Annotated in this window: 16 protein-coding genes; 10 read left to right on the top strand and 6 right to left on the bottom strand. The window is 71.6% G+C overall.

Annotation, left to right across the window (positions count from 1 at the left end):
- Positions 1-76 precede the first annotated feature (76 nt).
- The 6 genes from ASD35_RS14385 to eutC all read left to right on the top strand — a co-directional run bounded on the left by ASD35_RS14385 (position 77) and on the right by eutC (position 6,916).
- Positions 77-580: a LysM domain-containing protein gene (locus ASD35_RS14385; protein ID WP_056875634.1), complete on the top strand. Its 504-nt coding sequence runs from the start codon at positions 77-79 to the stop codon at positions 578-580.
- 80 nt (positions 581-660) lie between these two features.
- Positions 661-891 carry a hypothetical protein gene (locus tag ASD35_RS14380; protein WP_056875633.1) on the top strand — a complete coding sequence of 77 codons (231 nt, stop codon included), beginning with the start codon at positions 661-663 and terminating at the stop codon, positions 889-891.
- Positions 884-1,486, top strand: a complete 603-nt coding sequence (locus ASD35_RS14375) for a hypothetical protein (protein WP_056875632.1) — start codon at positions 884-886, stop codon at positions 1,484-1,486. Before ASD35_RS14380 ends, ASD35_RS14375 begins: the two co-directional genes overlap by 8 nt.
- A 207-nt stretch (positions 1,487-1,693) precedes the next feature.
- A complete protein-coding gene (locus ASD35_RS28415) occupies positions 1,694-4,711 on the top strand; it encodes a two-component regulator propeller domain-containing protein (RefSeq protein WP_056875631.1) in 3,018 nt (1,005 codons plus the stop codon).
- A gap of 43 nt (positions 4,712-4,754) precedes the next feature.
- Positions 4,755-6,125, top strand: coding sequence for an ethanolamine ammonia-lyase subunit EutB (locus tag ASD35_RS14365; RefSeq protein ID WP_056875630.1), 1,371 nt, complete (start codon positions 4,755-4,757; stop codon positions 6,123-6,125).
- Positions 6,122-6,916: an ethanolamine ammonia-lyase subunit EutC gene (eutC, locus tag ASD35_RS14360; protein ID WP_056875629.1), complete on the top strand. Its 795-nt coding sequence runs from the start codon at positions 6,122-6,124 to the stop codon at positions 6,914-6,916. The genes ASD35_RS14365 and eutC overlap by 4 nt, the downstream gene beginning before the upstream one ends.
- Before the next feature lie 12 nt (positions 6,917-6,928).
- Here eutC and ASD35_RS14355 read toward each other — a convergent pair whose 3' ends face one another.
- A complete protein-coding gene (locus ASD35_RS14355; RefSeq protein WP_056875628.1) occupies positions 6,929-7,429 on the bottom strand; it encodes a hypothetical protein in 501 nt (166 codons plus the stop codon).
- 241 nt (positions 7,430-7,670) lie between these two features.
- Here ASD35_RS14355 and ASD35_RS14350 point away from each other — a divergent pair, with 241 nt between their 5' ends.
- From ASD35_RS14350 to ASD35_RS14335, 4 genes are read left to right on the top strand one after another with little or no spacing between them, the layout of a single operon-like run.
- Positions 7,671-8,018: a PRC-barrel domain-containing protein gene (locus ASD35_RS14350; RefSeq protein WP_056875627.1), complete on the top strand. Its 348-nt coding sequence runs from the start codon at positions 7,671-7,673 to the stop codon at positions 8,016-8,018.
- Positions 8,019-8,031: 13 nt separating this feature from the next.
- Positions 8,032-8,217: a hypothetical protein gene (locus ASD35_RS14345; RefSeq protein ID WP_056875626.1), complete on the top strand. Its 186-nt coding sequence runs from the start codon at positions 8,032-8,034 to the stop codon at positions 8,215-8,217.
- Positions 8,218-8,226: 9 nt separating this feature from the next.
- Entirely contained in the window at positions 8,227-9,102 is an 876-nt protein-coding gene (locus ASD35_RS14340; RefSeq protein ID WP_056875625.1) for a Ku protein, read from the top strand.
- 16 nt (positions 9,103-9,118) lie between these two features.
- Positions 9,119-9,601, top strand: a complete 483-nt coding sequence (locus ASD35_RS14335; protein ID WP_056875624.1) for a VOC family protein — start codon at positions 9,119-9,121, stop codon at positions 9,599-9,601.
- A gap of 13 nt (positions 9,602-9,614) precedes the next feature.
- On the opposite strand, the gene ASD35_RS14330 is transcribed toward ASD35_RS14335, so the two are convergent.
- The 5 genes from ASD35_RS14330 to ASD35_RS14310 form a co-directional block, all read right to left on the bottom strand.
- Positions 9,615-11,105, bottom strand: coding sequence for a DUF1593 domain-containing protein (locus ASD35_RS14330; protein ID WP_056875623.1), 1,491 nt, complete (start codon positions 11,103-11,105; stop codon positions 9,615-9,617).
- Between the two features lie 153 nt (positions 11,106-11,258).
- Entirely contained in the window at positions 11,259-11,759 is a 501-nt protein-coding gene (locus ASD35_RS14325) for an endonuclease V (RefSeq protein WP_056875622.1), read from the bottom strand.
- Positions 11,760-11,811: 52 nt separating this feature from the next.
- Positions 11,812-13,575: an ATP-binding protein gene (locus ASD35_RS14320; protein ID WP_056875621.1), complete on the bottom strand. Its 1,764-nt coding sequence runs from the start codon at positions 13,573-13,575 to the stop codon at positions 11,812-11,814.
- Between the two features lie 10 nt (positions 13,576-13,585).
- Positions 13,586-13,990: a response regulator gene (locus ASD35_RS14315; protein ID WP_056875620.1), complete on the bottom strand. Its 405-nt coding sequence runs from the start codon at positions 13,988-13,990 to the stop codon at positions 13,586-13,588.
- Between the two features lie 2 nt (positions 13,991-13,992).
- Positions 13,993-15,477, bottom strand: coding sequence for a PAS domain-containing sensor histidine kinase (locus ASD35_RS14310; RefSeq protein ID WP_056875619.1), 1,485 nt, complete (start codon positions 15,475-15,477; stop codon positions 13,993-13,995).
- Positions 15,478-15,480 lie beyond the last annotated feature (3 nt).

Raw genomic sequence — 15,480 nt, 5'->3', positions numbered from 1 at the left:
CAGCAGTGCCCGCAATTGCCCGCCCGCCGGCCCTGGCCTGAAATCGCAGCCAGCACTTCACCGCGCAGGGCACCCCATGACCACCATCTCCCGAGTGACGCCAGCCGTCACGGCGCTGCAAGACACGCCGCCCGCAGGCCGCCGCTACGAGGTCCAGCACGGCGACAGCCTGGACCGCATCGCCGCCGACCATGGCGTGGCGCTGGACGCGCTGCTGGCCGCCAACCCGCAGCTGCACAGTCCCGACCTCGTCCATGTGGGCGAGAGCCTGTACCTGCCCGAGCCCCTGTCCAACACCGTGGCGGACCTGCTGCCCGAGCCCACGCACGGCCTGCTGCATGACATCCCGCTGCTGGCGCTGTACCGCTTCGACCCGAGCTGGCGGCGCGACACCTACGACGCCGCCGTCAGGGTCGGCAACGCGGTGCTGACCTCGGGCCGGCCCTTCTTCGACCACGTCGCGCCCGAGGGCACGCTGCGGCGCGACGGCCGCCGCGAGTTCGTCGCCGACCGCCATGCGGCCCCGTCCACGCCGCGGCCCGACGCCCCGGGCGATGCCGCCGTCGACCCGGACCACTGACGAATTAGGGGCAGCCGCAGTCGCCTTGGCCGGCGCGCCTCGTTAAGCTGGACGCCAGTCTTCAACCTTTGCCCACGGCCATGATCGGCGCCCCACTGTCATCGTCCGCCTCGCTGTTCCCGGCGACCTCGCTCGGCCCGCTCAGCCCATTGGGCTCGCCCGCCGTCGGGCGGGCGGGCGGCGCGACCTGGCTGGACGGCCTGGGTGCCAGCGGCGGTGCCGTCAGCCTGCGGGCCGACGTGCCGGCCGACCAGCGCGGGCTGTCCGTCCAGCAGCACGCCGAGCGCGTGCTGGCCGCCCTGATTGGCTGAACTGCTCGCCCAGCCCCGCTGGGTCGAGGCCGCCCAGGCCCTGATCGGTGGCTGCGTGGACCTCGGCCCGCGCCAGGATGGCGCCGTCGCGCTGATGGAGGCCGTCTGCACGGGCCTGGGCGACCAGCTCTACCCGGCCTTCCTGCGCGTGCTGGCCGAGGTCAACCAGCGCGGTGAGTACGCTGCCCGCGCGGCCGTCGCGCAGACCCTCGTGCAGGCGCTCAGCCAGGGGCGCCTGCCCAGCGGCTCGCGCGCGGCCTGGGGGGCCTGGCAGCCGGGCGCGCAGCGGCGCAGCCTGGGCCCCATCGAGTACCTGTGCCTGGCCGCCTGGCCGCAGCGCGGGCAGGCCGACCTGTCGCCCGAGCAGTTCCAGACGCTGGCCGGCGCCGTCATGGAGCTGCTGGACTGCGACGCCGAGGCGCGCCGGCTCTACGCCGACCACCTGGCCGCGGTGGCCGACGACCCGCTCGACGGCACCATGCCGCGCGAGGTGCGCGCGGGGCTGCGGGCGCTGGCGCACAGCTGGCGCGGCCAGCCTGACGCGAGCCAGGCCTGCATGGCCTTCGTCGACAGCCTGGCCCGGGCGCCGCGCTGAGCCGCCGCGGCGCCGGCGGAGTTCTGACCGGGATACAACCGATTCATGACCGTCTCGGCGGCGGCCACGGCGCGCGCAGCGCCGGCCCGTTGTTCCGGCAGAATCGGCGCCCCATCGGACACGAGCCCGTCATTCCTTGACCTGGATGGACAACCCCCATGCCACGCGAGCCGCCGGTCGATGCGACCGGCCGGACGGAGGGGCGCCGTGCGCCGGCACATGGCCGGGCTGATCGGTCGCTGCCGGGCCGCGCTGGCCGGTGTGCTGCTGCTGCTGTGCGCCACGGCCGCGACGGCGGAGCACATCGTGCTGGAGTCCTACCAGGAACGCGAGGGCCTGACCGGCCTGACGCCGAACTGCCTGGTCCAGGACCCGAACGCGCTGCTGTGGGTCTGCACCGAGAACGGCCTGTTCCGCTTCGACGGCTTTCGCATGCGGCGCGAAGCGCTGCCGAGCGATGCCGGTTCGACCATCCTGGGTGCGAGCATCGACCGCGATGGCCGGCTGTGGGTGGGCACCGAAGGCGGCTTGTTCATCCGGCAGGACGACGCCGGCGGCCCGCGGTGGGTTGCGGTGCGCAAGCCCGACGGCCGGATGCTGAGCCTGCGCCGGTCCCGACAGCTCGACTGGGACGACCGCGGCGTGGCCTACCTGATGGACCCCGACCGCCGCCTGTGGTCGATCGCGCCCGGCCCGGCCGGGGCCACCGCCCTGGTCGCGCAGCCGTTGGACGTGCCGCAGACGCAGGGACGGCCCGGCGTGGTGCCGCCGCTGCGCTGGCTCCGCGGCGCGCTGTGGTTCGGCTGTGGCGAGGGCCTGTGCGAATGGCGCGACCAGCGGCTCACGGCCTGGGGGCCCGACCAAGGCCTGCCGGCCGACGGCTGGGGCCACTTGCTCGTCGCGCGGGACGGCAGCCTGTGGGCGCGCAGCGGGCGCCAACTGGCGCGCCTGACCAGCGGCGCACCGGGTTTCGAGGCCGTCGGGGCGCCGCCGGTCCTCGGCGGGTGGATCAACTACGGCACCCTCATCGAAGACCGTGACGGCGCCGTCCTCACCACCACCGACAAAGGCATCGCGCGCTGGGACGGCCGCGCCTGGCGCGAGTGGACCCAGGAGGACGGCCTGCCCGACACGGCGATCCGCGCCCTGGTCTTCGACGCGGAGGGCTCGCTGTGGCTGGGCGCCGGCGGGCGGGGCGTGTACCGCTGGGTGGGTTACGGCCAGGTCGACCACTGGACGCGCGCGGACGGGCTGCCGTCCAACGTGGTGACGGACATGCTGCAGGACGGCAGCGGCCGGCTGTGGGCCACGACCCGCGAAGGCGTGGCCTGGTTCGACGAGACCCGGCGCCGCTTCGTCGTGCCCCAGGTGCCTGGGGCGCAGCGGGTGCGCAGCTGGCGCTGGCCGATGGTCGTCGCCGGCGATCTCTGGTGGATAGAGAACGAGCGGCTGTTCACCGTGAAGGCGGGCAGCACCACGGTGCGCCTGGTGATGAGCGACCCGCTGCTGGCCGGCGCGGTGATGGGCACGAACGCCTACTACGTCTTCGGCCCCGCCGGGGTCGAGCGGCTGACGCCCGCGCGGGAGGGCTTGCGGCGCGAGGGGGTGGGTCCCTTGCCGCCCGGCGGCGAGCGGGCCATGGCGGCGGCCCGCAGTGCGGGGTCGGAATGGTTCGTCGGGGACGGCCGGGTGCTGCGCTGGCAGGACGGCGCCTGGGCCGCGCTGGTGGACCCCGCCGGCGTGCCGGTGCCGGCCTACCTCGACCTGGCGTTCGACCGCGAGGGCCGGCTGTGGCTCTTCGACGGCACCGGCGTGAGGCAGTACGCGGTGACGGACGGCGTCGCGCAGCTGCTGCAGCGCTTCCCGCCCGAGCTGTTCGGCGGCGCGGTGCCCTGCTTCGTGCGCAGCACCGCGGACGGCCGCGTCTGGGTCGGGACCGACCAGGGCGTGTTCATCCTCGAACCCGACGGCCGCTGGTGGCAGCTGCACCACGGCAACGGGCTGGTGTGGAACGACGTCGACCCCGGCTTCCTGGTCGACGCGCGGGGCCAGACCTGGATCACCACCAGCGCGGGCGCCACCCGTGTGCACCCCGGCGCCCGGCCGCCGCCGCTGCCCATCCTGCGCGTGGACGCGGTCGAGTTCGGGGCGCAGGTGTTCCGCGGGCCACCGACCCGGCCCGTGCCCTGGGCCGACCGCCGGCTGCGCGTGACGCTGGGCACGGCGAACTACAGCCTCGCGCGCTCGCTGCGCATCGAATACCGGCTGGGGCCCGACATGGCCTGGCGCACCGCCGAAGGCGCCGTGCTCGACGTTGGCGCGCTCGAAGCCGGCGTGCAGCTGCTGCAGCTGCGCGCGGTCGGCCTGACGCCGGCGGAGCCCGCGGGCCCGGTGCTCAGCATGCCGTTCGAGGTGCGGCCGGCCTGGTGGAACACGCCGGTCGCGCGCGTGGCCGGTACGGTGGCGCTGGCGCTGCTCTGGTGGGCCTCGTGGTGGATGTTGCAGCGGCGCGCGCGCGCGCGCCGACGCGCGCTGGAGCAGGCCATCACCGAGCGCACCGCCGAGCTGGAAAGCTCGCGCGAGGCGCTACGCCGCCTGGGCGAGCACAACGCACGCAGCCTGGAGGACGAGCGCAAGCGCGTCTCGCGCGAGCTGCACGACGAGTTCGGGCAGCAGCTGGTGGCCTTGCGCATGGAGGTGTCGGTGGCGGGCAAGCGCGCCGCGGCCGCCGGCGGCGCGGTGACGGCCGAACACCTGGCCCCGCTGCTCGCGCGCCTGGACCAGCTGGTCGCGACGATGCGCACGCTGGTGTCGCAGCTGCGGCCGCCGGCCCTGGACGGCGGGCTGCTCGCCGCGTTGCGTTGGCTGGCGAGCGAGTTCAGCCACGGCACCGGCGTGGCTTGCACGGTGGCCGTGGAGACCGACCTGCGCGAGCTGTCGCCCGAGCTGGCCACCATGGTGTTCCGCATCGCGCAGGAGTCGCTGAACAACGTGCGCCGCCACGCGCAGGCGAGCCACGTCAGCATCCGCCTGGCGCAGGACGGCAGCCACTGGACGCTGACGGTGCGCGACGACGGCCACGGCTTCGATCCCACGCGGGCCCGGCATGGGTATGGCGTGCTCGGCATGGAGGAGCGCGCCCGGCTGCTCGGCGGGCAGCTGGAGGTGGACAGCGCCCCGGGCCGCGGTACCGAGGTGCGCCTGCGGTTCCCGACGCCCGCATAGCGGTCCTCGTGCAGGCGCCGCCGCTTTTGAGCACACTCGCGCCATGGCCCATGCCCACACCCTCGGTGCCGAGCGCTTCCAGTTCGCCGACCTGCGCACGCTGCTCGCCAAGGCCAGCCCGCGGCGCTCGGGCGACGAGCTGGCCGGCTTGGCCGCCGCGAATGCGCGCGAGCGCGTCGCGGCGCAGCTGGCGCTGGCCGACCTGCCGCTCAAGGCCTTCCTGAACGAGGCCGTCGTGCCCTACGAGCACGACGAAGTGACGCGCCTCATCGTCGACACGCATGACGCCACCGCCTTCGCGCCCATCGCGCACCTCACCGTCGGCGGCCTGCGCGATGCGCTGCTGGCGGACGCGGTTGACCCCGCGCAGATCGCGCCCGGACTGACGCCCGAGATGGCCGCCGCCGTCACCAAGCTGTGCCGCGTGCAGGACCTGCTGCTGATCGCGCGCCGCTGCGAGGTGGTCACGCAGTTCCGCGGCACGCTCGGCCTGCGCGGGCACCTCGCCACGCGGCTGCAGCCCAACCACCCGACCGACGACGAGGCCGGCATCGCCGCCAGCCTGCTGGACGGCCTGCTGATGGGCGCGGGCGACGCCGTCATCGGCATCAACCCCGCGACGGACAACCTGCCGCAGGTCATGCGCCTGGTGCGGATGCTGGACGCCGTTATCGCGCACCACGAGATCCCGACGCAGAGCTGCGTGCTGACGCATGTGACGACGACGCTCGAAGCCATCAACCGCGGTGCCCCGGTGGACCTGGTGTTCCAGTCCATCGCCGGTACCGAGGGCGCCAACCGCGGCTTCGGCGTCTCGCTGGCGTTGCTGGCGGAGGCGCAGCAGGCGGCGCTGGCGCTCAGTCGCGGCGGCCGGCAGGTCATGTACTTCGAGACCGGCCAGGGCAGTGCGCTGTCCAGCGGCGCCCACCATGGCTGCGACCAGCAGACGCTGGAGTGCCGCGCCTACGCGGTCGCGCGGCGCTTCGAGCCGCTGCTGGTCAACAGCGTGGTCGGCTTCATCGGGCCGGAATACCTGTTCGACGGCAAGCAGATCCTGCGCGCCGGGCTGGAGGACCACTGCGCCGCCAAGCTGCTGGGCCTGCCGATGGGCGTGGACGTCTGCTTCACCAACCACGCCGAGGCCGACGTGGACGATATCGACAGCCTGCTGACGCTGCTGTGCACGGCCGGCTGCAACTACATCATGGGCGTGCCCGGCTCGGACGACATCATGCTGGGCTACCAGAGCACCAGCTTCCACGACGCGCTGGCGATGCGGCGGTTGATGGGGCTGCGGCCGGCGCCCGAGTTCGAGGCCTGGCTGCAGCGCATGGGCGTGTTCGAGCCCGGCGGCGCGCCGCGGCTGGCGGACGCGCTGCCCGAGCGTTTCGCGGCCTTGCTGGCGCAGGCATGAAGCCGCCCGTCACCGGCCAGCCCTGGGCCAGCCTGCGCCGCTACACCGCCGCGCGCATCGGCCTGGGCCGCGCCGGCGCGAGCGTGCCGACCGCCGCGCACCTGGCCTTCCAGCAGGCCCACGCCGAGGCGCGCGACGCGGTGCACGCGGCGCTGGATGTGGAGGCGTTGCTGGGCGGCCTGCGCGCGCTCGGCGAGGCGCCGCTGCACGTCCGCAGCCGTGCGGCGGACCGCGCCACCTACCTGCAGCGGCCCGACCTCGGCCGCCGCCTCGACGACGCCAGCGCCGCGCTGCTGGCCGAGCGCCGCGCGCCCGCGGCCGACCTCGCCTTCGTGCTGGCCGACGGCCTCTCCGCGCTGGCCCTGCAGCGCCAGGCCCTGCCGCTGTTCACCGCGCTGCGCGAACGGTTGCAGCAGGAGGGCGGCTGGGCCTGGGCGCCGCCGGTCGTCGCGACGCAGGCCCGCGTGGCGCTGGGCGACGAGGTCGGCGCGCTGCTCAACGCCCGCTGCGTCGTCGTGCTGATCGGCGAGCGGCCGGGCCTGTCGGCGCCGGACAGCCTGGGCGTCTACTTCAGCTGGGCGCCGCGCCCCGCCCTCGTCGACGCGCAGCGCAACTGCATCTCCAACGTGCGACCCGAGGGCCTGGCGCCAGCGGCTGCGGCGGCCAAGCTGCAGGCGCTGCTGCGCGAGGCGCGAACGCGGCGACTGAGCGGCATCGGGTTGAAGGACGAGCAGGATGACCGCGCCGTGGCGGCCGCGCCGGCACCGCTGATGAAGCTGCTGGGCGGCTGACCGCCGGCCGCGTCACCAGGTGGCGGCGTAGGTGACCATCACGCGGCGGGCCTGCGGGCGCAGGCTCAGTTTGCTTTGCGGGCTCAGCTTGTAGCTGAGCGCGCCGCGCAGCCCGGCGATGCCCTCGTCCTTGGGCCGCTGGAACGCCATGCGCGAGGCCCAGCCGGTGTCGCGCTGCCAGACGGGGGCCTCCACGCCGCCGCTCAACCGATTCGTCAGGTCATAGCTGACGCCGGCCCACACGGCCTCGCGCACAGCCGCCTGCGGGCCCAGCTGCACGGGCGAACGCACCTGCTGCTCCAGGCCGATCTGGTAGCGCCAGCGTGACCGTTCCCGCTGGCGCGCCAGCCACTGCGGGTCGCGCCAGTTCAGCTCCGGGTCGGCGCCGGCCAGGGCCTGACCCTGGCCCGCCAGGGCGTGGCCGGTGACGGACACATGCGAGGCCTGCACCTGCGCTTCGGCAAGGCCGGCGATGGCGAGGCAGAGCAGCGGGGCAAGCAGGCGGGATGTCAAGGCAGTCTCCAGGCGATGCGGCTCGATGAAGCAAATATCGACGCCCACCGCTGCGCGCGGCGTCGGCGCCCTTCGGCGGCGCTTATCGGACAAACGGAAACGCGGCTGACAGCCTGCAGGCGGGCGTGTAACCAGGCTCATCGGGTCGGCCGGCGCCTACAGGCGGAGTTCCGGCAGGCCGATCGCCGCGGGTGCCGGCGGGGCCGATAGTCGTGGGCAACGCTTCACCCGAGGAGTCGCCATGAGCCTGCATCCCACCATCTCTTCGTCCAAGGTCGAGGGCACGGACGTCTACAACCTTGCCGGCGAGAAGCTCGGCGCCATCGGCGACCTCGTCATCGACAAGCGCAACGGCCATGTGCGCTATGCGGCGCTGGAGTTCGGCGGCTTCCTGGGCCTGGGCGCGGACCGCTTTCCGCTGCCGTGGAGCATGCTGACCTATGACACCGAGAAGGACGGTTATGTCGTCAACCTCGACATGGAGCAGCTCAGGAGCGGGCCGCGCTATGCCAAGGACAGCGAGCCGGCCTGGTCCGAGGAGTACGGCCGCCATGTGTACGGTTATTACGGCGCCCCCTGGGGCATCTGAGCGCGGTGACGTCATGAACACCCGGTTCGTGCAGCTGATGGCGGGTGCGCTGATCGCTGTCGGCGCGCTGGCGGCCTGCCGCAAGGAAGTGCCGCCGCCCGCGCCGCCCATCCCCAAGCCCGACTCACCGCCCAAGCCGACAGCGCACGCCACCGCGCTGGCGAGTGCCGGCGGCGCGGTGTTGTTCCTGGCCGGCTGAGGCCACGCCATGGCAGAGCACGCCGCCGGCCCGCGCGCGATCTGGAAGGGCGCGATCTCCTTCGGCCTCGTCCACGTGCCGGTGTCGCTGCACTCAGCCACCCAGGAGCAGGAGGTCGACTTCGACTGGCTGGACAAGCGCAGCATGGACCCGGTCGGCTACAAGCGCATCAACAAGCGCACCGGCAAGGAGATCGCCAAGGACAACATCGTCAAGGGCGTGAAGCTGGAGGGCGACGAGTACGTCCTGCTGTCCGACGACGAGATCAAGGCGGCCTACCCCAAGCGCACGCAGACCATCCAGATCGAGACCTTCGTGAAGGCCGCGGACGTGTCCTTCGTCTACATCGAGAAGCCCTACTACCTTGCGCCCGACGCCAAGGCGCAACGCGTCTATGCGCTGCTGCGCGAGGCGCTGGAGAAGGCCGGCGTGATCGGCATCGCGCGCTTCGTGCTGCACAACAAGGAGCACCTGGCCGCATTGATCCCGGCCGGCCCGGCGCTGATGCTGGGCACGCTGCGCTGGGCCGAAGAGATCCGCTCGCCCGAGGCGCTGGACCTGCCCAAGCCGGGCGCCGCGGGCCTCAAGCCGGCCGAGCTGAAGATGGCCCAGCAGCTGATCGCGCAGATGACCGACGCCTGGAAGCCGGAGCAGTTCAAGGACGACTTCAGCAGCGCCATCCGCGAGCTGGTGGCCGCCAAGGCCAAGGCCGGCAAGAAGCAGACGGTGCAGCCTTTCGAGGAGGCGCCGGACACGGGCAGCGCCAATGTCGTCGACCTCACCGAGCTGCTGCGCCAGAGCCTGGGCGGCAAATCCGGCAAGGCCAAGTCGGCGGCCAAGAAGGCCCCGGCCGCCAAGTCCCCCCGCGGCCGGAAAGCCGCCTGAGTTCCAGGAGCATCCCATGACCCGACACAAGAACGTCGTCTGCCTGTGGTTCGACGGCACCGCCGAGGACGCGGCGCGGTTCTATGCCCAGACGTTTCCCGACAGCACCGTCGGCGCCGTCCACCGCGCGCCCGGCGACTACCCAGCCGGCAAGCAGGGCGACGTGCTGCTGGTGGAGTTCACCGTCTGCGGCATTCCGTGCGTGGGCCTGAACGGCGGCCCGGAGTTCAAGCACAGCGAGGCCTTCTCCTTCCAGATCGAGACGGAAGATCAGGCGGAGACCGACCGGCTGTGGAACGCCATCGTCGGCAACGGCGGCCGGGAGAGCCAGTGCGGTTGGTGCAAGGACCGCTGGGGCCTGTCCTGGCAGATCTCGCCGCGCGTGTTGAACGAGGCCGTGACCAGCCCCGACCCGGCCGCCGCCAAGCGCGCCTTCGACGCGATGATGACGATGGGCAAGATCGACGTCGCCGCCATCGAGAAGGCGCTGCGGGGCTGACCACCCGGTGGCCTCATCGAGCCCGCGGCTCGATGTGCAGGATCACGCGTTGGTAGCGGGTGAGGGCGGGGGCGCCCTTGTCGGTGACCTGCACGATGACATGGGCGGTGACCGGCGCGTCCACTTCGGGTGTCCGCAGCGCGATGCGGCTCTGCACCTCGGCGCCCAGCGGCAGCGGGGTTTTCAGCGTGCCGGCCTCGGGGTAGGCGAGCCACAGGAAGCTCAGGCTGTCGCCGTCCGGGTCGCTGCTGGGGGTGGCGTCGAGCGCGACCCAGTCGCCGCCACGCACGTGCAGGTCGGTGGCGTGGGCCAGGCGCACGACGGGCGCGTGGTTGGCCTCGGCGGGCGCGCGCGTCGTCCACAACATGCGGGCAGCGAAGTCGTTCTGGATCGCCTCGCGCCAGCGCCACAGCGTCACGAGCGCATCGTTGTACTCGCGCTCCCCGGGCTTGACGGGGCGGCCGTAGGCGGCAGGAACCACGGGCCGGTAGCGGTCCACGGCGTTGGTCCAGATCGGGCGCGTCTCGGTCTCGACGGGCACGCCGCCGGTGAAGCCGTCCGGGTCGGTGTCCTCGCGGCGCGGCGTGTAGAGCTCGTAGCGCCCGCCCCAGCCGCCCCAGTTCGGGTGCTCGGGTGCGTTCAAGCCGTTGGGAATGAGGCCGAGGAAGGAGGGCGTGTCGCCTTCCATGCCGTAGGCGATGTCAGGGTAGGCGGCCCCGAGCGGGCCGTGGCCTTGCTGGATGTTGCGGACGATCCAGGCGTTGCTGACGTGCTGGTTGTCGATGCCGTCGATCTCGCGGTGTATCGCGGCCCAGGTGGGCCGCGCATAGCTGCCGGGGCTGACGATGTAGAAGAGGCCCGGAAACTCGCGGCGCAGCCAGGCGCCGGTGTCGTCCTGGTCGGAGATGGTGTAGACCCGCAGGCGGCTGACCGCTGCGTCGACGGCCTCTTTCGTGCGCGTGCGGCGCAGGTCGTGCAGAGCCTGTGCCAGCGTGTTCGCCCCACCCCACACGCTGACCCACAACGGGCGCGCGTCGGGGCGTTCGAGTTCACGCAGCAGCAGCTCGGAACCGGGCGTGTTGCGCCCGTCGCCGATGGCCTGCAGGCCGTAACCCGGCTGGCCCGATGCCACGCGGGCCAGCAGCTGCGCGGCATCGGGGTAGGCGCGGTCATGCTGGCGCAGCCGGGGCAGCACTTGGCCGTAGCGCTCGATGACGTGGCGGATGGATTCGGGGTGCACGCCCTGCTTCATGTGCACCGACGTCGTGGCCACGAGGCCGCGCAGCTCGATGTCGTTGGCATAGAGCAGCAGCCGCACCAGGGACTGGGTGTCGTCGGGCTCGTTCTCGATGTCGGTGAGGACGACGAGGCGAGGCTTGACGGCGGGCGTTTGGGGCGCAGTGGTGCCCGCCCGTTTGGAGGTGACCGGCTGGGCGTCGTCCGCGAGGGCGGCAGAGGCGATCGCCAGCAGCGCGATGGCCAGGAGTCTCTGGATGGTTTGCATGGGCTGTGGGTTGGAGGGCAATGCGGTCAACCCTTGCACCCGTTGGGAATCAAGAGGCCCGGCCAATTTGGTATTACCAGAGAGCAATGTAATCAACCCGGTCATACCGGATCAAGCGGGCTCCATGCCTTCTCGGCCCATTGCGGCGGGGATTCAATCCTTGTTCTTCGCAAGGCGAGTGGCCAGCTTCATCAGCGTGGGCACGCGCTTCCTGCCGTGCATGGCACGCAGTCGCGCCTTGGCTGCGCCGATGTCGATGCCCGCGCACGTGACCAGCAGCGGCGGCGTTTCCTCTTCCCGCATGACCTCGAACTGCGCCGACAGGCCCGGCAGCCCCTTCTTCGACACGCCGATGACCGGCACCTTGCCACCCAGCGCCTGATACAGGTGCAGGCCCAGGCCCGGCGTTTCGTCGGCATCCAGATGCACGAAGCCGTCCATCAGGATGAGCTCCGGCTCCAGGTCGTGCTCGCGCAGCAGCTGCATCACACAGGGCAGTTCGCGCAGGTCGAGCGCTCCTCGCGGGGCCTTCTCGACGTGAGTGATGCGAGAGACGAACGTCTTCGTCGCTTCCGCGGCATCCCAGGCGTCAAAGGCCACTGCGGCGGCACGGGCCTGCGTGCTATCGAAAAGAACGGCCACTGCGAGTTTCATGCCGGAGTATGAGCCGCGGCCCGGTCACGCACGCGATCCCCGCAGGCGCGCTTCAGGGCCAGCCGAAGCTGAAATAGAAGGTGGCGCCCTGGCCAGGCGTGCTGTCCGCCCAGACCTTGCCGCCATGGCGTTCGACGATCTTCTTGACGATGGACAAGCCCACGCCCGAGCCCTCGAAGCGGGCGTCGTGCAGGCGGTGGAAGGGCCTGAACAGCCGCTGCGCCTTGTCGGCGTCGAAGCCCACGCCGTTGTCGCGCACGAAAAACACCGGCGCGCCGTCCGTCGTGGCCATGCCCACCTGGACCCGCGGCTGCGGGGTCTCCGATGCGAACTTCAACGCATTGCCGATCAGGTTGACAAGCACCTGGCGCACCAGCTTGCGGTCCGCGGCGATGGCCGCCAGCGGCTCGATGACCACCGGCGGTGAGGCCTCGTCGGGCAGCCGCCGCAGCGACGCGACCACCTCGGCGGCCAGCGCGTCCATGTCGACCGGCTCGACGGACAGGCTCGCTTCACTTGCCCGTGCGAGAGCCAGCAGGGCGTCGACCAAATGCCCCGTGGTTTCCGCCTGGGCGGCGATGACCTGGAGGAACTTGATGGCCTTGTCGGGCTGCTGGCTCACGACGAACTCCTGCGCCAGCCGCGCGGCACCCGCAATGCCGCCGAGCGGGCCGCGCAGGTCGTGCGACACGCTGCGGTTGAAGCTCTCCAGGCCTTCGATGACGTCGCGCAGTTCGGCGGTGCGCTGAAGCACGCGCTGCTCCAGCGTCTCATTGGCGAACCGCAGCTCCTGCGCGGCGCGCTTGCGCTCCTCGACCTCGGCCTCCAGCTGTTGCGCGGCGTGCTTGATCTTCTGGTACAGGCTGCCGTTCTCATAGATGCGGCCGGCCTGTGCGGCGTAGCTGGACAGGATGCGTTCGTCCGCGTCCGTGAAGCCGTCGGCCCGGAGCTTGTCGACCAGCAGTACCCAGCCGTAGGCGCCTTGCGGCGACATGATGGGTGCGATCAAGCCGTTGTGCAGCGGGGGCAGTTCGGCCGGCAGGTCGATGTCGGCCGGGTGGCCGTCCTGGCGGGTGAAGCGCCTGGCGCGGCTGTCGGTCGCCGTCGGGCCCCGCAGGCCGGTATCGGTGGCGCGCGATTGCAGGCTTTGCGCCTGGGCCGGCGTCAGGCCCCAGCTGCTCACCCGCACCAAGCCGCCGTCATGCTTGTCCCGCACGACCAGCACGGCGTAGCTTGCGCCCAGCAGGTCGCGGGCGCCGCGGCAGACCTTGTCGAGCATGACGTGCGGGTCGTGCTCCGAGGCCAGCTCCAGGTTCAGCTCGGTGAGCGCGGACAGCCGCTGGTTGGCGCTCTGCAGCTCGTTGACCTTCGCCGTGAGCTTGTCGGTCAGCAGGCGCAGGTGCTCGCGGTCGAAGTGCACCTCCAGCGGCGCGGGCCGGGCCGCCGTCGCGCCGTCCAGTGCCTGCGCGATGGTGCGCAGCAGCTCCTCCGGCTCGGTGGGCTTGATCAGCACCGTGGAGACGCCGCAGGCCAGCGCCAGGCTGCGTGCCTCGCGCTCCAGGAAGGTGGCGGTGTAGAAGATCACCTCGGTGCGCGCGATGCTCGGCTCGGCGCGCAGCTGCCGCACGAACTCGTAGCCGTCCATCTTCGGCATCAGGATGTCGCAGATCACCAGCGCCGGCCGCGCCGTGCGCACCTGCGCCAGCGCCTGCTGGCCGTCCGCGGCTTCCAGCGGCACATGGCCGGCGTACTTCAGCAGCGTGACGATCAACTCGCGGTTGGAGGCTTGGTCGTCGACGACAAGGACCGTGGCCATCGCTGCAACCTCAGGCGCCCGGGGCGGATCTTGGCGACGCCCGCAAGGCCGCCGGCAGGAAGGCCTCGATCTGCGCCACGAAGTTCTCCGGCTCGATGGGCTTGGACAGGTAGCCGTTGAAGCCGGCCGTCATCACCTTCTGCCGGTCGTTGGGCATGGAGAACGCCGTCACCGCCACCACCGCCATGCCAGCGCATTCGGGGTGCTCGCGCAGCAGGGCCAGCGCCTGGTAGCCGTCGAGCAGCGGCATCTGCAGGTCGCAGACGATCAGGTCCGGCCTTTCTCGCAGCGCCACGTCGACGCCTTGTGCGCCGTCGCGCGCCTCCAGCACGGTGTAGCCGCCGTATGACAGCAGGTAGCGCGCCAGCTCCAGGTTGGCCGCGTTGTCTTCGATGACGAGGATGCGTGCCGCCATCTTCAGGCTCCGGGCAGCACGAGGGAGAAGCTGCTGCCCTCGCCGCTTTCGCTGCGGAAGACGATCTTGCCGCCGAGCAGCTCGGCCAGCTTCTGGCTCAGGTGCAGGCCCAGCCCCGTGCCGTCCGGTGCGTTGGGGCGGGCGGTGTTGATGCGGCTGAACGCGCCGAACAGCTTGTCGTGGTCGGCCAGCGGGATGCCCACGCCGCTGTCGTCGACGCGGATCACCGTGCAGGGCAGGCCGGTGTCCGGCATCACGTCCACAGACAGGTTCAGGCTCACGCTGCCGTGGTCGGTGAACTTGATGGCGTTGCCCGCCAGATTGAAGACGATCTGGCTCAGCGCGCGCCGGTCGGTCTGGATGATGGCCGGATGGTCGGGAGCGCTGACCGTGAACGCCAGCCCCTTGTCCTGGGCCTGCGGCCGCAGCGCGGCCTCCACTTCGTCGATGACGGCCTTGCAGTCCACCGCTTCGAACGCCAGCCCCACCTTGCCGGCCTCGATCTTGGACACGTCCAGCAGGTCGTTGATCAACGCCAGCAGGTGGCGCGCGCTCGTCTGCACCGTGCGCAGCTGTTTCTGCTGCTCTTCGTTCAGCGGGCCGGGCAGCTTCATCAGTAGCGTGCCGGTGAAGCCGATGATGGCGTTCAGAGGCGTGCGCAGCTCGTGGCTCATGCCGGCGAGGAAATGGTCCTTCGCCTGGTTGGCGCTGGCCAGCTCCTGGTTCTTCTCCTGCAGCGCCTTCTCGAAGCGCTTGCGCTCGCTGATGTCGCGGATCGCGCTCATGACGAACGCGCTCTCCTCGGTGCGCAGCGGGCTCAGGCTGATCTCGATCGGGAACTCGCTGCTGTCCTTGCGCAGGCCGGCGAGGTCCAGCCCCGAACCCATCGCGCGCTTGCGCGGCTGCAGGAAGTAGTTGGAGCGGTGGCCCACATGCGCATGCCGGTAGCGCGCGGGCAGCAGCGTGTCGACCGAGCGGCCGCGCAGCTCGCCCGACTCGTAGCCGAACAGCCGTTCGGCCTGGCTGTTGGCGATGACGATGTGCCCGGTGGAGTTGGCCATCACGATGCCGTCGGGCATGGATTCGAGCAGGTCGCGAAAGCGCTCCTCCATCAGCTTGGCATCGCGCTGCACCTTGATGAGCGTCACGTCCTTCTCGGCCACGAGGATGAACGCCGTGCCGCTGGCCGAATGCACCCGCCGCGTCGACACGTCTACGTACAGCAGCGATCCGTCCTTGCGGCGGCGCACCGACTCAAAGGTGCCACCGCCGACGGAGAGCGCTTCGGCCAGCCGCTGGCGCTGTTCCTCGACGCGATCGATGGGAATGACGAGCTCGTTCAGCGAGCGGTCGCGCACCTCGTCGATGCCGTAGCCGAAGATCGCCTGGGCGCCGCTGCTCCAGTGCACGACATGCCCCGCGCCGTTCAGCAGGATCAGCGCGTCCGGTGACTGGCTCGCCATCAAGGCCAGTGCTTCTGCTTCCATGCG

Origin of the sequence: Pelomonas sp. Root1444 (assembly GCF_001426885.1) — a bacterium.
GTDB lineage: Bacteria > Pseudomonadota > Gammaproteobacteria > Burkholderiales > Burkholderiaceae_C > Pelomonas.
The sequence above is the reverse complement of the archived record's forward strand: the minus strand, read 5'-3'. Positions and strand labels throughout refer to the sequence as shown.

Excerpts from the sequence above, each read along its gene's own strand:
- ASD35_RS14385 (WP_056875634.1), top strand. The coding sequence starts at position 77 with ATGACCACCATCTCCCGAGTGACGCCAGCCGTCACGGCGCTGCAAGAC.
- ASD35_RS14380 (WP_056875633.1), top strand. The coding sequence starts at position 661 with ATGATCGGCGCCCCACTGTCATCGTCCGCCTCGCTGTTCCCGGCGACC.
- ASD35_RS14365 (WP_056875630.1), top strand. The coding sequence starts at position 4,755 with ATGGCCCATGCCCACACCCTCGGTGCCGAGCGCTTCCAGTTCGCCGAC.
- eutC (WP_056875629.1), top strand. The coding sequence starts at position 6,122 with ATGAAGCCGCCCGTCACCGGCCAGCCCTGGGCCAGCCTGCGCCGCTAC.
- ASD35_RS14350 (WP_056875627.1), top strand. The coding sequence starts at position 7,671 with ATGAGCCTGCATCCCACCATCTCTTCGTCCAAGGTCGAGGGCACGGAC.
- ASD35_RS14345 (WP_056875626.1), top strand. The coding sequence starts at position 8,032 with ATGAACACCCGGTTCGTGCAGCTGATGGCGGGTGCGCTGATCGCTGTC.
- ASD35_RS14340 (WP_056875625.1), top strand. The coding sequence starts at position 8,227 with ATGGCAGAGCACGCCGCCGGCCCGCGCGCGATCTGGAAGGGCGCGATC.
- ASD35_RS14335 (WP_056875624.1), top strand. The coding sequence starts at position 9,119 with ATGACCCGACACAAGAACGTCGTCTGCCTGTGGTTCGACGGCACCGCC.
- ASD35_RS14330 (WP_056875623.1), bottom strand. The coding sequence starts at position 11,105 with ATGCAAACCATCCAGAGACTCCTGGCCATCGCGCTGCTGGCGATCGCC.
- ASD35_RS14325 (WP_056875622.1), bottom strand. The coding sequence starts at position 11,759 with ATGAAACTCGCAGTGGCCGTTCTTTTCGATAGCACGCAGGCCCGTGCC.
- ASD35_RS14320 (WP_056875621.1), bottom strand. The coding sequence starts at position 13,575 with ATGGCCACGGTCCTTGTCGTCGACGACCAAGCCTCCAACCGCGAGTTG.
- ASD35_RS14315 (WP_056875620.1), bottom strand. The coding sequence starts at position 13,990 with ATGGCGGCACGCATCCTCGTCATCGAAGACAACGCGGCCAACCTGGAG.
- ASD35_RS14310 (WP_056875619.1), bottom strand. The coding sequence starts at position 15,477 with ATGGAAGCAGAAGCACTGGCCTTGATGGCGAGCCAGTCACCGGACGCG.